Below are 14,112 nucleotides of genomic sequence, written 5' to 3'. Positions count from 1 at the left end.
TTTCATCCCCTATTACTTGCGCATTAACGCATCATAAATCGTATCTACATTATGACGATACATGCCGATATACGTGCCCTCTTCTGTTCCGGCTTCTCCCATCGCATCTGAAAATAATTCTCCACCTAGTTCTATATCCAAACCGGCTTTACTGGCTCCTTCAATAACTGCTTCAATCGAAGAACGGTTCACACTGCTTTCCACAAATACTGCTGGAACACCTTTTTCCACGACCAGATCAATCGTTCCCTGAATATCCATAATGCCTACTTCATCTTCTGTGCTCAACCCTTGTAAACCGATTACCTCTATATTATTCATCCGCCCAAAATATTGGAACGCATCGTGCGCAGTGACAAGCACCCGTTTTTCCTCGGGGATCTCGGCCAATTTCTCCGTCGCGTACGTATATAATTCCTCTAACTCCTCAAAATACGCCTGCTTATTTTCCTCAAACATCTCTGCATCGTCAGGTGAAAATGTCTTTAACTCTTCCACTGCCGCATTGAGCGCTTGTTTCCATAAACGAACATCAAACCAAATATGCGGATCATTCGCTGTTTCATCTTCTTCATCTTCAAGTAAATCAGTTGTTTTCACCGCTTCACCGATCGGGATCGCTGGGACATTAATATTTTCAAACACTTTGTTCATTTGCATTTCTAAATAGAGACCATTGTAAAAGATCATATCGGCATCACTTAACGTTTTAATATCTCCTTGGGTCGCTGTATATAAGTGTGGGTCAACACCTGGACCCATTAAACTCGTCACATCTACCCGATCTCCGCCAATCACTTCTAGCGGTTCTCCAATTTGCGCGGTTGTCGTCACAATTTTAATTGCTTCGTCCTCGCCATTATTTTTATTCGCACTTTCCTCATTACAGCCGCTTAACAAAGCGATCGCACTTAAATTTAACAAGGCGCCGCTCCATAGTCGGTTACCCACTCCGCACACTTCCTTTCGTCTGATTGCTTCTCTCAAATTGTGCATCACTTGCCGTCCATCAATAAAGTTTCTTTAAGGCAACTTTAATAGTCTTCACCAACTTTGTCAAGCTTTTTACCATAAAAAAGACAGCATAGGGTAGTTGCCCCTGCTGTCTTCTTGCAATGATATGTTTATTCTTCCGATGAATCTAACTTGCGTCGGTGGGCTATCGTTTGTGGTACAATCACCCAACGTTGGATCGCGGCTGCTACACCGTCTTGCTCATTCGTCGCCGTAATCCAATCGGCCGCCTGTTTCACAACATCTTGGGCATTGCCCATCGCAACACCAACACCTGCTTCTCGAATCATCGCAATATCATTTAGACTATCACCAATCGCCATCACTTCATTCATGGTGATCCCTAACTTCTCACCTAGTTGTTTGATCGCTGCCGCTTTGTTAATACCAAGCGCATTCACTTCTATATTATATGGACTTGAATTTGTAATCTCGGTTAGCCCTTTTTCCTCCAGCGCCGCTTTTAATGATTCACGCACATCGTCATCTTCTGTATCAAAACCAAATTTCATCCATTCATGTGCCTCATCACGGTCGGGAAGGGCGCCAGAAAAGTTTCTTGCTGTTGTCATTCCCCAAATACGCGCCTCATGCTTCGCGTGCAAATCATAAATATGATCGACGACTTCTTGATCAAGTACACGGCGATACAGGAGTTGTCCAGTTTTATCACGGATCTCGCTGCCATTGACATTCACAAAGAAAAAGTCCTCTCTTAAATTCAACCCATCAGTATGCTCCGTGCATTCCGGATAACACCTTCCTGTACTAATCACAAGTGTCACACCAAGAGCCACCATCTCCGTGATCGCTGCTTTATTGCCTTCTGAAACTTTTCCCTCTCTATTTAAAAGCGTACCATCCATATCAATGGCTACTAACCGAATTGGACGCACCACTTCTTCTTGGGATTGTTGTTTCTCCATTCCTACCCACTCCTTTTTCTAAAGCCATTCACATACAATGAAATTGCGACAATCCTTACCCTTTCTGTGCATAATGTGCCCAGAAAGCCACAATCGTCTCCAACCCTTTATCAAAATTATCTAAGTGAAAGTGCTCATTCGGTGCATGGAAATTCTCACTTGGTAAACCAAAGCCCATTAAAACAATCGGCACGCCAAGCGCAGCATCAAACGTCTCCACCACTGGGATGGAACCCCCCATACGTGTGTAAGCCACCTCCGTGTTATACACATCAGCATAGGCTTGTGCCGCTGCTTGGAACGCACGATCTGTCACTGGCGCCGCAAAAGGTTTGCCGCTATCATGTCGTTCGGTCGTGATCGTCACACCCGGTGGCGTATGCGCCGCAATGTGGGCTTCAATTTTCTCGAAAATGTCGGTCGGATCTTGTCCCGGCACAAGGCGGCACGTCAATTTCGCATGCGCTGTTGCCGGAATGACGGTTTTGACACCCTCTCCTTGAAAACCACCGTATACGCCGTTTAATTCTAACGTCGGGCGCGTCCATGTCCGCTCGCGACTCGTGTATCCTGCCTCACCAAACAACTCACGCACACCGGTCTCTTCTTTCATTTCTTCATCGCCGCTTCCTAGTGCAGCGAGGCTGTCTTTTTCTGCTTCAGGCAAAGCTTCAATGCCGTCATAAAAGCCAGCCACTTGAATACGCCCTTGCTCATCGCGAAAGGAAGCTAAGAGCTGCACGAGTGCATGCAGCGCATTTTGCACGGCACCGCCATATAAGCCTGAATGCAAGTCACCTTTTGTCCCGCGCACATCAATTTGCAGCGCAGCAATCCCGCGTAACCCGGTACAAATGGCGGGACGACCAGCCGAAAGCATCGGCGTATCGGAAATGATTAACACATCCGCAGCAAGTTTTTCTTTCTCGCTTTCCACAAACGCATCTAAACTTGGCGAGCCAATTTCTTCTTCACCTTCAATTAAAAACTTCACATTAAACGGTAGCTTCCCTTCTACTTCAAGCATTGCTTGCACCGCTTTGATGTGCATCAACGTTTGTCCTTTATCATCGCTTGCCCCGCGCGCATACAACTTGCCATCCCGAATACTCGGCTCAAACGGTGGCGTCTCCCACAAATCAAGTGGATCAACCGGCTGCACGTCATAATGTCCATAAATCAAAATCGTCTCTGCCTCTTCGCCCGCACGAAGCCATTCGGCATAAACAAGGGGGTGCTTGTCTGTTTCAATTACTTCTACTTTATCCATTCCAGCCGACGTTAACGCCGCTTTTAACCAGACGGCTGTTTCCCGCACATCTTCATGATGCGCAGAATCGGCACTAATACTCGGCAGTTTTAAAAAATCTTTTAGTTCCTCTACATATTGATCACGATTTTCACGTAAATGTGCAATGACTGCTTCTTTCATTAAACAACACCTCATTCTCTAAATTCCTCTTTATTGTATCACGCGCATCTTTAGCATGCATGTGAAAAGAAAAAGGCGTCGCCTACCATATGCAGACGACGCCTCTTTGTTATTTCTTCACGACTGGGATCCAAATCTCACTTTGTTCTTCCGTTCCACCTAATATCTCGGGCCCTCCAGCGTGTTCATAGCCGGAAGTTGGGAACCATTCACTATAGATGCGTCCCCACAGCGCTTGCACATCCTCCCAGTCTCCTTCAATTGAAAACACCGCCCATGACGATACATCTATCTTCAACGTTTCAAAGTGCGCAGGTGCCTGCTTTGTCGTTGTCGCAGCCACGTAAAAATCAAGTTCACCCGCACCTGAACCTTCTTCAGAAAAGTTGGCACAAACATTCAAAATCCCTGCTGGCGCCATATTTGAAAGAGCTTCTAGTTCGGCGTATGTCTCATCGCTGATCGCTTCTAACACCTCAACGATCTCCGAATTCTCACCCGTCGAAACAAGCTTTACCCGCTTTTTCAACCCAACAACCTTAAAGGCGTCTTTCTCTTCGATACGATAATTCATCTCGCTGCCCCCTCAAATCGAAAGGTGGAATGTCATCGGTGGATATGCCGTTAGTAAGTGCCCTGCTTGTCGCGCCGCCGTTGGTGTCACCCCATGCATGTGTTGAAACGCCCGCGTAAATGCATCGGCTGATTGGTATCCATACGCTAGCGCAATATCAATCACTTTCACGTCTGTCTCCTTTAAGGCAAATGCCGCTTTAGTCAAACGCCGGCGCCGAATGTACTCTGCTAACGTCACACCTGCAATAAAAGAAAACATCCGTTTAAAGTGGTATACCGAACAACAAGCTTTCTGCGCCACCACACGAAGATCAATGTCTTCTGTCAAATGATCCTCGATGTACCGCAGCGCTTCATTCATTTTTTCTAATGCATCCACCCGAACAACCACCTTTCGTAAAATAGTGTATGACTTTTGCCACCTATTTCAGGATACCAACGAGAAGGATCTCATACCCGACAATCGGTGCACCAGTTTTGTCGGGTTACATACTGTAAGAACCCGCCTCAACCCCTAAATCTCCTGAAGCAAGCCAGTCAAGCGCCTTTTGCACGAGTGGCGATAATGGTACTGTGCTTGCTTCACTCGGGTCAAGCCAGTATACACCACCTGAGTCATTCGGTTTGACTTGGCTATCCGCTGACACTTTCTTTGGCAACTCCCTCGCTTGTCCTTCTTTCACTAATACTTCGTAATATAGCGCGATATGGTGGACACATCTATTTCTTTTACTCTCTTCTACTAAAAAATCAGCCGTACCGATACTTCTTACAACTTCAATTTGATATCCAGTCTCTTCAACAAACTCTCGTTTCAACGCTTCTTCTAACGTTTCGTTTGATTCAAGTGATCCGCCTGGCAAATCATACATCCCGTCATAAGGACCACCCTTCTTTTGAATGACACACAGTTTCTTCGTCGCTGGATCATGACAAATCCCGTACACGCCGATATGCCGTTGCCAATTCATATAATCACCTTCCTTGAGCTAATTTTTTCCCTAACCTACGCTAACGATCAACTTGACGTATTCCACGCCGTGCGTGTATACTTAAACTTAAGAAAGCATAAACTAAAATGACCGCGAGTGCTTGAACACCCACGGTCTGCAATAACAGGGCTCCCTTTAAGAGGGGCGGCTCACAATATGAGGTTACAACTGCCACCCTACCGCTCGCACGCTTAAGGGTGGTTATTTCTTATCATTATCGCAATTTTCCTTCTGCGACACGTTGACGATTGATACAATCAGTCCGCCAAATGCAATCATTAGCACTAACGTATGAAATGTCGTCATCACAGCACTCACCTCCTTTCGGAGGGATTGCCGCCACCCTTAAAAACCCATATGCTATTGCACCGTCAGTATAACATGATGAAACTATTTTTGACAACGCTATCATGATTAGATAGTGTTATCTCTATTTCACATCTCAACATAGCACATTGGCTTGATCTATGACGGTAAGTAAAAAAATACAAGGAGACAAACACTATGAACAAAAACATCACTTTACAACCAATCGGCTACATCTCCTCTCCGCGAAAAGCACTCACCGATGATGAATGGGGCGCTGTTGACAGTTGCATTACATTGTGCGACAACCTTCACCCAGATACACTTGTTGGACTCGAAACTTTCTCACACATCGATGTTCTCTTTTACATGCACAAAGTCAGCACCATTACGACTAGCGCCCGCCATCCACGTGGCAACACTGCCTGGCCAAAAGTCGGCATCTTTGCCCAACGCGCGAAAAATCGGCCCAACCAGCTTGGTGCGACGACCTGTCAATTGCTTTCGGTAGAAGGGAGAAATGTGTACGTCCGTGGCTTAGATGCCGTCGATGGGACGCCTATATTAGATATCAAACCATACGTAAAAGAATTTGCCCCACGCGAAGAAACAACGCAACCGGAATGGATCACGGAATTAATGCGGGATTATTTTGTAGACAAGTTATGAGCGGTCAGCCGCCTCATCCTCCTTGTCTTTCTTAAGGTAGAGAAATACTAGGAGCACCGCAATAATAAGTAAAACAACTCTCCCAATAAAGTAATCTTTATAGCCTGGAAAGTAATCTCCGATAAAATGATCTATTAGAAACATCATTAATATAGTACCTGCAATCGTCTTTTTATCCATGGACAGCTTCTCCCCTCCTGTTGTCGCAATGATTTTTTCTAGTATATTATGAACAAACAAGGCGGTGCTAATATCAATGCTTAAATATATGGCAAAGCCCGGAAATAAAGGAGCTTTTTACATTCCCGTCTCCTTTTGCACTACATACACCATATCCTGTGCATCCTCTCTCAGCGGGTGTCCTTGCCAGTCTTGATACGAGGCAACAACTTTAAATTGATGTGCCGAAAATAAGCGTAACATTTCTTGTGGGTACACATACCGCAAATCAATCTTTGACTGATTGACCACAGTATTGTCTTTCTTTCTCCGTCTCACCGTTACATTCTTCTGTACTTGACTCACTGGATCATAAGTCGCCGATGTGAACACATCAATGACTTGTCCTTGTTCATCTTCGTAACTACGCCAATACGCCTCGTGCTCTTCTTCTAGCAATTCTTCTGCACTCGGAAAACGTGTGTCAAAAATAAACAGCCCACCTTCTTTTAACAAACGTGATACCCCAGCAAGTAACGCATCTTGGGCTTCATTTGTTAAAAAGTGTTGGAACGAGTTGCCGACCATATACACGAGCGCACTTTGTTCCATTCCCTCCAACTGCAATGCAGTGCAGTGTTGTTCATAGAAAGGAATGTCTACATTGGCATGTGCTGCTTTTTCACGCGCTCTTGCTAGCATGCCAGCGTGAATATCAATGCCGACCATCTGATGACCTGCTTGAGCTAACGGGATTGTGACCCGACCCGTGCCACAAGCTAGGTCAATGATGGGTCCTGTCACTTTTTTTGCCCACGACGCAATGAGCGGGATGTCCGCAGTATGAACGTCATTTTCTTTATCGTATTCAATCGGATTTTCGTATTCTTGTAGATTATCATTCATATTGTTCACCTTTTTAAACCTCTCATTCATCTTTACGCATGTGATGTCACTGGAAACAGTAACTTAGTTGTCGCAAATGGTACTGATGAGCGCACAAATAACGCATCTCCATCTGTTTCTTTCTCTACTAGCCCTCTCTCCAGATAATCAGGGACAAAGTGAAAGACAATCTCTTTTGTATGAGGCGAAATGATCATCGGCAACATTTTCTTCAAATCAACACGCTGTCTACTGATCACATCATACAAATGTAATGTTCCTTCCACTTCATCATATAATACAATTATTTCTTCTTCCTCGATCAAATAGATTGACTCAGGAAACCCAAGGAGAAAATGAAACATCAATAGATGTTGACCATCCTTTATCCCACATTCCGAAGACACGGGCACTCTTTCCTCAGCAAATGTTTGCAAGAGCGCAAAGTCTTTTCGATCTTCTGGGTCCAATTTGCGAACCTGCGCGGTTGGCTGCTTCTCCCAATTCCGCACATCCAACACATCGTTTCTCTCGTGCATACGTGTAAATCCAAACTTCGGATAAAAATCAAGGACATCATCATTTGCAAACAAATACATGAAGTCATACTGACCCTCATACCTATCATCAATTTTCTTCATTAAGGCTTTGGATAAGCCTTGATTCCGATAGTCTGGATGTGTCATGACCGTCCCTATCTGTAATGCTCGGTATTCCTTTCCGGCACGCACCACGGTCATTTTATTAACCGACACATTGGCGACAACGCGATCACCGTCGACGTAAGAATGACAAATATAACGATCATTCCAACATCCTTTTTCATACCATAGGTGAAAATTGATTCCGAATGTTTTCTCAGCAAGTTCATTGAAGCTCTCTCTATAAACTTGATGATCTTTGTAATCGTAAATGTATTGATAGTTTTTCATATACTACACCGCATCTTCTACGCCCTACACACCTATCCTAACGCACCCTTCCGCTTTTACAGTCACATTTCCAGCCAGCGCACGCGAAACCATACAACTCCGCTCTGCTGCTTGCATGCAAGAAAGAATGGCCTCTTTATGATCAGCGTGTCTCTTTTCCGTTACAATGACTTCCGGCCGGTGCGTCACGGCATCCAAGGTCGGACCATTTTCCCCAATGGAAACGGTCGCTTCTGACTTCAATTCAATCCGCGTCACCTCGATTGCTTTCATCTGCAATGAGATCGCAAGTGTGATTAAGTAACAATTGCTCGCAGCCGCAAGTAACAATTCCTCTGGATTTGTCCCTACACCTTTTCCGTTCATTTCTGCAGGTACAGATATATCATGCTTGAGTCCTCCTGCCTGGAACAACCCTTCCCCTTTCAAACCTCCATGCCAATTGCCCTCGTATTCAACAACATGTTTCATTCCTTCACTCCCTCTCTCACTAGTTAACATTTTTCTCGCATTCTTCCAATAGTTCTCTTATACCATATACCATATACCATATACCGTATGAAAAATATCATTCCCTTTAGTAAAATTTCTCGCCACCTTTCCCCCTCACACCGCTTGATCGACTTGCGTTACTTTCCCATATGACCGACGCAAGAAAACAAATACGAAAATCACCCCGGACACTCCAGCAATATTTGCAAAAAATGTTGTCCAATAAAAGTAGGAAAGCAACCCTAATTGCGCAGTCAACACCCAACTGACCACAATAATCGTCGCAAAATACGCCGCGTTCATCCACAACGCCATAAATCCTCTATTAATTTGCTCCAACACCGATGTCGTCATTAGAATTGCACCCATTAACATATATGTCGGTGCGACGATATTTAAATAATCCACTGCATAAGGAACGGCTTCAGCATATTCAGCTAACATCCACCTTGCCAGCGTTTCATTGAAGAACAACATCACAAACGAGAACACAAGATAAAATAAACACGTCAACAAAACCCCTGTTTTAAATGTCGTAAACACCCGTGGCAGAAATGGCTTCCCTGCACCAATGTTGTGATTCATAATAATCCCGATCGCTCCACCAATGGCGAGCGCAGGGACAATGATAAACACTTGGATGTTCCATGCTACTTTAAATCCCGTCACCGCCGCTTCACCGAAAGGGACAGCAATTTTTGCAAATAAAAATGTACTTATAAATAATACGAGATAAGACAGCGACACAGGAATACCGACACGCCCCACCATAGCCAATGTTGACTTCATTTCTCGCAAGTGCGCAAAACGTAATTGAACGATTTTCTGCTTAAACAACAAGAAATAGGCAGCCACACCAGCACAAAGAGAACTAATCGCATTTGCATACACAATTGATAACAACGCTTGGTGCCAATAAACAGAAAACAAGAACACCAAACTGACATTTAGTAGCGCATACCCGACACTCAGTATGACCGCTTGTTTCACATGACCATAACCTCGCAACATCGCAAATAAAACGACTGTGAATGTCACAAGTATATTAGTCAAAAACATGACCCGTAAAAACGACATAAACATTGCTTTTACATCCGCTTGCAAACCAAAGAAATTCGCAATAAGTGGCGCAGAAATATAAATGGTTATGACTAAAATGAGCATCGCAACGAGCACAAGCGTGACAAAATGCGTGACACACTTTCGAATCGCGACATCATTTTGTGCCCCTTTAAAACGCGCAATCATCACTTGGCTGCTAATGGCAAATCCTTCTGCTATCGCAATTGTCAAAAAAGCGAGTGGTGTGTACAAACTACGAATATAAATTGCCTCCGCACTCACATTTCCCATAAAAAACACATTTGCCACCATCACTGCCATCGACACCATGGTCCCTAATAACATTGGTAAACTTGTTCTTACGATTAATCGAGTAATCGGATCACGAACAAAATCTAACTTCCTTGCCATCGCCCTCATCCTCTCTATCAACTAAGCAAACTGATACGGCACAAACGAGAAGTCTTCTCTCAATACACGTTCTAACACATTCACTAAATCCGGTGGTGCAATCAGCTCTTTTGTTGCTTTCAACTCCTCATACGTCCACCATTTCACATCTATCATAGACGCCGCTTCTTCTGTCGATAAGCGCTCAAATGAAGCATTTAAACGGTTACATCTGACTAAATAGTATTTTTCGTAACTAAGAAAAGGCTCTTCGGTATCTGAAATGACGAGTTCTCGTACACCTAAAAATGGACCGACATGGTCAAAAATCGTATTCGTCTCTTCCATGAGTTCTCTTTTTAACGTTTGTTCGTCACTCTCGCTCCCCTCTACCCCGCCACCAGGCGTGACCCACAGTGCCTGTTTACTCTTCAAATATTCAGGTGTGAATTTAAAGAGTAACACTTCATTTCGTTCATTTATAAGCAATGCACGTGATGAACGTCGCGTTTTCATTCATACATCCCCCTTTGAGTCACCATGAAGATGACAATATATTTCGACTTTGTCATATTGAGATAAGTTTGTATAGCAACGTTCGATGATATTTTCATATACCTCTTTCACCTCATCAAATCCGCTTTAAAATCGCGAAAATAACCCGCTCTTGCATGAAAGCAAGATGGATTAAGCGCTAGCTTTGTTTCCTTTTGACTGGAAGATTTCAATCCGTAAGTAGACGATCACCTTACCCCATCGGATAGACTCCTAGCTGGGGGTGACTTTTTAACTACTTTCCTGAATTTCTTCATTTTGCTCATGATTCATCTTGTATTTCCTTAACGACTTAATCAAAAAAGCCAGCAACGCGACACCAACGTATAACCCACCTGCAAACAAAAAGACAAATTGAACCTTTACCACATCTGCTAAAAAACCCATGATTAAAACCGCTATGCCATTCCACGGCGTTAAAATAGCACTTCTTGTCGCCATCACGCTCGCTCTTTTTTCGGCCGGAATAGCATGTTGCAATACCGTTACTTGGCAGACATCACGTACTTGATACATCGGTCCCATTAAAATACACATCACAACAGCTAAAAGTGGTATCGTATTTAAAGAAAACAAAATGGTGAATATCCCCATTGAAATACCACCTAACCCAATCATCACCCCGATATTTGTAGAAAATCGCTTTGCCTCAAGCGTGACAATTAATCCGCCTAAAATCGCTCCCACAAAATAACCCGCATTTAAAAAACCCCACCACGCCTCACCAACCATGAGCACAGACGTTGTAAAAGCGAGAAGCAAAGCAGATGTCCAAATGGCATTGGCTAACGCTTCAGCAGCATCCATGATCGTAATCGCGCGTACAATCGGATTTTTTAACACAAACGCCCAGTTAGATCCTTTTCGCTTTCCTCCACGAACATGAGCATCTTCATTGACATTGATGGAACCAATCACAACACTTGAAATAACATAAAAAAGGGCAATGCTCACCATTGTGACGGTCAAAGGGACATACATTGCGATAAAGCCCCCTAATCCCCAGCCGGCCGTCATCAATATTTGCCTAGCAAGAACAAGCGTCCCATTTGCTTGCATGTACTGACCTTTTTCAATGATCAATGGCAACATCGCAAACCGCGCTGGTTGATACCAAGCATTCACAAATGAATACGCAAATAAAATTACGTATAAGACCACCAACATGACTGGAGAATCGATGAACAAAACACCTCCGATGATTATCACTAACACCGCTCTCATCCAACCGCAAACCTGCATCACTTTCTTTAACGGAAAACGATCAATATGATTAGAAGCCACGATACCACCAAGAAAAAGCCCCAAAGATATCGTCGCCAACACAACAGAAGAACCAAAAATAGAATTGGTCCTCTTGTAAACTTCGATCATGACCACAACTTGCAGCAAAATACTTGATAATACATTTAAATTTTGCGAAAGCCATAACTTCCGAAAGTGAGGAAGCGACCATAATGAATGATTCATTTTCCCGCCTCATTTCTAATTTTATGTATAATTTACTTTTTATCAACTGCACTTACAAAAAATATCGAAATGGAGCTATGTTGTTTGAAACCGTCTTACCCAAATCACTACAGGATATTCTTGTTGCCCCTTGGAGAAGTAGGTGGTCGTTTAAGCAATGCACCTCACACTCCTTAATTCCAAAAGCATCGCCATTATACTTGATTGCATGAACTTTTCTAGCAAGCGCCTCCCCTAAACGTTTGTATATTTGTTTTGTTGTCTCTATGTCCCCGCTATCTAAAATAACTTGACCGCTGGTTCCACTGCAATACGCCATCACCATTATGCGTGAAGGACTATTTTCAATCAAATCGTACATTTTTGGAACCGCACTGATACGCTGCGTCCTTTTCAAACAATTGATCTCATTACGAGATGATTTATGGTCTAAGTTATATACTTTCGCTACTAAAAGAGGTGTCGTTCCTTTTAATAAAAAGGTTTCATTTGTGTATCCACCTGTTAACCGAATTGGGGTGATGTCACCATACTGCTCACCTAAATAATTTTTCAAATCCCCGTTGATGCTACTAAACCCACCATTTATAATAACAGTAAGCAAATGAAGAAGACTATGGGTCTACACGCCCGCGGTCTATGATAGCAAAGTTCCCATTAAAAGAGGCAGCTTTTTTAGGCAGAGTAACGATTGACTCAACTAACATTAGCGTGGACACTAATAGGTTACAGAACATACCAATTAATAACGCCGTCTGAAAGTAGATCATGACACCATCATAGCTTCTATTCTAGCATACTTGACAGATTGAAAAAATCACCCCTCATTCACTTCCTTCTGCTCCATCTCTATCTCTCTCCCACAATACGTCTCTTTTACAAACATCGAGGCGATCATACCCACCGCACTAATGAAAAACATCATTCCGAGACCCCATTGATAGTGTGTAAATGTGTACACGCTCACACCACTAACCTGTGCCCCATCCGACATCATATCCATGATCAACCCAAATAACGGTTGAATACCACCAACGGCTAAAAATACACCTGCATTCACTAGTGCAAGCGCCATACCAGCCACAAGCGGCGACACCGCTTCTTTCACAACAGCAAAAGAAACAACCATTTGCGCCGCCGAAACCCCGACAATGGTGTACAACAAGAAGCCCGACCAACCAGATTGCCAAGGCGCAATAAGAAGTCCTAACCAGCCTACACATGCTAACACCGAGCTGACCACAACAAACGGTTTGCGCACACCTGCTTTATCAGAGCACCAGCCAATTACAACAGAAGCAATCCCATAGCCGACTAGCCCAGCCGTTGTATACAAAGAAGCTTCTCTTATCGTTAGTTGAAAGCTATCGGTTAATAGCGGCACACCCCATAAACCAACAAACGCATAAAACACTGCATTCGTTCCAACACTCGCAATTAAAACCGGCCAAACCGACTTTTCAGCAAACACACTGCGTAACTCTTTATCCCACCTGTTCCGATTCTTTTTACGCGACACTGCCTGAGTTTGATTGAACCCCACCTCTTGCGGAGAATTTCGCACCACAACATAAATCAAGATTCCAAGTGTAATCGCAATCAATCCCGTTAAGAAAAAGGTATTCCGCCATGTCGCATAACTCAACAACACAGCGAGTGGACCAGCACTTAAAGCGGCACCTAAGTTCCCAAGTAACAACGTGATCCCACTAATCAATCCGTACCTTTCTTTTGCGAACCACTCTGCATTAAACTTCATAATCCCAATGAATACCGTTGCACCACCAAGCCCAACGAGTAAGCGCCCGATACTCACGAGCGCATATGTAGGCGCAAAACTAAAAATAAGCGATCCCAGTCCAGCAATGACCGCCCCAATCCCAACAATTTCCCTTGGACCGACACGATCCGCAAGCACACCTGCTGGAATTTGCAAGGCTGTATACGTCACAAAATACATCGCTGTCATCGTTCCTAGCATCGAACCGCTCGTCTGAAATTCCGCCATCAAATCAGCCGCAAACACCGCTGGCGCAAATCTTTCAAAAAATCCGAGCATGAAAATCGCGATTAATAGTAAATACATGAGCCATTTTTTTCTTTGGAGACTTTTATTTTGTAATTGGTCCATGTGCATCCCTCTTTTTAAGTAGATTTGTATGTGTAAAATAGTTCTCGAGGACTGAAACACGTAATATTCCACATTGTGGAATATTGGGTGCAAAAGACTGGGCAAAAAAGAAAAGACCCTC

Annotated in this window: 15 protein-coding genes and 1 pseudogene; 1 reads left to right on the top strand and 15 read right to left on the bottom strand. The window is 43.8% G+C overall.

Going from position 1 to position 14,112, the window contains the following annotated elements:
* Positions 1-12: 12 nt before the first annotated feature.
* The 6 genes and pseudogenes from BLT29_RS01760 to BLT29_RS13530 all read right to left on the bottom strand — a co-directional run bounded on the left by BLT29_RS01760 (position 13) and on the right by BLT29_RS13530 (position 5,246).
* Positions 13-951, bottom strand: a complete 939-nt coding sequence (locus tag BLT29_RS01760; protein WP_245700990.1) for a metal ABC transporter solute-binding protein, Zn/Mn family — start codon at positions 949-951, stop codon at positions 13-15.
* A 173-nt stretch (positions 952-1,124) separates the two neighbouring features.
* Positions 1,125-1,940 carry a Cof-type HAD-IIB family hydrolase gene (locus BLT29_RS01755; protein ID WP_090774604.1) on the bottom strand — a complete coding sequence of 272 codons (816 nt, stop codon included), beginning with the start codon at positions 1,938-1,940 and terminating at the stop codon, positions 1,125-1,127.
* A 55-nt stretch (positions 1,941-1,995) separates the two neighbouring features.
* Positions 1,996-3,372: a dipeptidase gene (locus tag BLT29_RS01750; RefSeq protein WP_090774603.1), complete on the bottom strand. Its 1,377-nt coding sequence runs from the start codon at positions 3,370-3,372 to the stop codon at positions 1,996-1,998.
* A 109-nt stretch (positions 3,373-3,481) separates the two neighbouring features.
* Positions 3,482-4,327 (bottom strand): annotated as a pseudogene (locus BLT29_RS14060) (AraC family transcriptional regulator).
* A gap of 106 nt (positions 4,328-4,433) precedes the next feature.
* Positions 4,434-4,919, bottom strand: coding sequence for an NUDIX hydrolase (locus BLT29_RS01740; RefSeq protein WP_090774602.1), 486 nt, complete (start codon positions 4,917-4,919; stop codon positions 4,434-4,436).
* 222 nt (positions 4,920-5,141) lie between these two features.
* Positions 5,142-5,246 (bottom strand): putative holin-like toxin, encoded by a 105-nt coding sequence (locus BLT29_RS13530; protein WP_245701023.1) that lies wholly within the window; start codon positions 5,244-5,246, stop codon positions 5,142-5,144.
* Positions 5,247-5,444: 198 nt separating this feature from the next.
* Between BLT29_RS13530 and tsaA the strand changes: the two genes are divergently transcribed.
* Positions 5,445-5,915 (top strand): tRNA (N6-threonylcarbamoyladenosine(37)-N6)-methyltransferase TrmO, encoded by a 471-nt coding sequence (gene tsaA / locus BLT29_RS01735; protein ID WP_090774601.1) that lies wholly within the window; start codon positions 5,445-5,447, stop codon positions 5,913-5,915.
* Here tsaA and BLT29_RS01730 read toward each other — a convergent pair.
* The 9 genes from BLT29_RS01730 to BLT29_RS01690 all read right to left on the bottom strand — a co-directional run bounded on the left by BLT29_RS01730 (position 5,910) and on the right by BLT29_RS01690 (position 13,991).
* A complete protein-coding gene (locus BLT29_RS01730) occupies positions 5,910-6,095 on the bottom strand; it encodes a hypothetical protein (RefSeq protein WP_090774600.1) in 186 nt (61 codons plus the stop codon). The genes tsaA and BLT29_RS01730 overlap by 6 nt on opposite strands.
* Positions 6,096-6,212: 117 nt before the next feature.
* Entirely contained in the window at positions 6,213-6,980 is a 768-nt protein-coding gene (locus tag BLT29_RS01725; RefSeq protein WP_090774599.1) for a class I SAM-dependent methyltransferase, read from the bottom strand.
* Positions 6,981-7,012: 32 nt separating this feature from the next.
* Positions 7,013-7,891: a GNAT family N-acetyltransferase gene (locus BLT29_RS01720; RefSeq protein ID WP_090774598.1), complete on the bottom strand. Its 879-nt coding sequence runs from the start codon at positions 7,889-7,891 to the stop codon at positions 7,013-7,015.
* Between the two features lie 24 nt (positions 7,892-7,915).
* Entirely contained in the window at positions 7,916-8,362 is a 447-nt protein-coding gene (locus BLT29_RS01715; protein WP_176763745.1) for an OsmC family protein, read from the bottom strand.
* Positions 8,363-8,497: 135 nt separating this feature from the next.
* Complete coding sequence (locus BLT29_RS01710; protein ID WP_176763744.1) at positions 8,498-9,856, bottom strand: MATE family efflux transporter; 1,359 nt, start codon at positions 9,854-9,856, stop codon at positions 8,498-8,500.
* A gap of 21 nt (positions 9,857-9,877) precedes the next feature.
* A complete protein-coding gene (locus tag BLT29_RS01705) occupies positions 9,878-10,351 on the bottom strand; it encodes an NUDIX hydrolase (RefSeq protein WP_090774595.1) in 474 nt (157 codons plus the stop codon).
* A 270-nt stretch (positions 10,352-10,621) separates the two neighbouring features.
* Entirely contained in the window at positions 10,622-11,860 is a 1,239-nt protein-coding gene (locus BLT29_RS01700) for an MFS transporter (protein ID WP_090774594.1), read from the bottom strand.
* 52 nt (positions 11,861-11,912) lie between these two features.
* Entirely contained in the window at positions 11,913-12,416 is a 504-nt protein-coding gene (locus tag BLT29_RS01695; RefSeq protein ID WP_090774593.1) for an aminoglycoside phosphotransferase family protein, read from the bottom strand.
* 261 nt (positions 12,417-12,677) lie between these two features.
* Positions 12,678-13,991: an MFS transporter gene (locus BLT29_RS01690; RefSeq protein ID WP_176763743.1), complete on the bottom strand. Its 1,314-nt coding sequence runs from the start codon at positions 13,989-13,991 to the stop codon at positions 12,678-12,680.
* Positions 13,992-14,112 lie beyond the last annotated feature (121 nt).

Origin of the sequence: Shouchella lonarensis, assembly GCF_900096965.1 — a bacterium.
GTDB classification, from domain to species: Bacteria; Bacillota; Bacilli; order Bacillales; family Bacillaceae_D; genus Shouchella; species Shouchella lonarensis.
Note: the sequence above shows the minus strand (reverse complement) of the source record. Positions and strands in the feature narration are given on the sequence as shown.